General features: G+C 54.4%; 1 protein-coding gene. It reads right to left on the reverse strand.

Annotation, left to right across the window (positions count from 1 at the left end):
• Positions 1-6: 6 nt before the first annotated feature.
• Positions 7-642 (reverse strand): GNAT family N-acetyltransferase (locus AC1RMF_RS26630; RefSeq protein ID WP_493145570.1); only part of this gene is annotated, 636 nt, incomplete at its 5' end.

Below are 642 nucleotides of genomic sequence, written 5' to 3' on the forward strand. Positions count from 1 at the left end.
TTCACGTCACTTTTGAGAAATGACGCGCACTACGGATTCATGGGCGACCCTGAAGCCCATGCTTTCGTAGAGAGCATATGCGCCGGCGTTTTCCCGTGAAACATGCAGAAAAGGCATCTCACCACGCCGTGTCTCCCGCTGCAACAGTTTGTAGACCAATTGCCGTGCGAGCCCCTGGCCTTGGTAATCTGGGTGAACACACACACCACTGATCTCTCGCATGATGCCCGCTTGCATGCGTTCACCAGCCATTGCGATCAGACGTCCTTTGTCGAATTGACCGAAATACTCACCCAGTTCGATGGTTCTTTCGCCAAAGGGACCTGGTCGCGTGAGGGAGGTAAGCTCCAACGCCTGCTTTGCATGAGCTGGCCCCAGTGGAATGGCTGCCGGTGCAGCCTCCTCCTCTGGAAGCGACTGATTCCACGTCATCTTGAACATTACGGTTTCCCCTTCAATCTGCCAATTCGGCGGGGGACTCCCGGTCCAGTCAACACAATAAAAGTGCTCATCGCGGCCGCAGAACGATGTCAGGGCCTGAAAATTGGGTCGTGTCGTGTCGGCAAATCCAACGATTGGTGAAAAGCCTTTTGAATATCGCAGTGCATCATCGGACCCGGTTGCGTATTTAGAATGAGCGCC

The sequence above is a fragment of the Rhodoferax sp. GW822-FHT04A08 genome (assembly GCF_058801025.1).